Consider the following 786-nt stretch of genomic DNA (forward strand, 5'->3'; position numbering starts at 1 on the left):
GCGGAACCGCAGGCACCCGCCCGCACCCGGGCGGCGGCACAGCGGACGCCGACGCGAGCCCGAGCCGCGACACAGCCGGCACCGAAGCAGACCCGAGCGGCGACACCACAGGCACCGGCCCAGCCCCGAGCAGCGGAACCGCGGGCACCGACGCGCACCCGAGCCGCGACACAGCCGGCACCGACGCGGACCCGGGTGGCGACACCACAGGCACCCGCCCGCACCCAGGCGGCGAGACCCCGGCGGACGCCGGCCCCGACGGCACCCCCTCCGACGGCGCCACCGCCGGAGGCACCCCCGCCGGAGGCGTCGTCGCCGAGCTCGTCCGGTCGGACAACGGGCCCGTTCGTGACCTCGCGTTCTCCCCGGACGGGGCCTGGCTGACGTGGTCCCACCCGGGGATCGGCCGGTCGTTGCGGCAGATCAAGATGGCCCGCATCGACGGCGCGGACGGACCCGTCGTCGTCGACGTGACCAACGGCCGCTTCGAGGACGAGAACCCGGTCTTCACCAGCGACGGCCGCTACCTCGCGTTCCTGTCCTGGCGCGGCTTCGACCCGGTGTACGACGTGCACACCGGCGACCTGTCCTTCCCGCTGGGCTGCCGCCCCTACCTGGTGCCGCTGTCGTCGGCGACCCCCTCGCCGTTCGCGCTCAACCCGGAGGGCCGCCCGGCCGCCGGCGGTCTCGACCCGCTGGAGGACGAGCGGGGCGAGGGCGGCCCGGTCACCGTGGAGGCGGAGGGACTTGAGGCACGGGTGACGCCCTTCCCGGTCACCGCGTCCA

1 pseudogene is annotated in these 786 nt (G+C 76.2%); it reads left to right on the forward strand.

The features are described 5' to 3' along the window. Positions 1-786: pseudogene (locus tag GTW67_RS37560) on the forward strand (S41 family peptidase); the annotation flags it as partial.

The organism is Streptomyces sp. SID5910, from assembly GCF_009862125.1.
Taxonomy (GTDB): domain Bacteria; phylum Actinomycetota; class Actinomycetes; order Streptomycetales; family Streptomycetaceae; genus Streptomyces.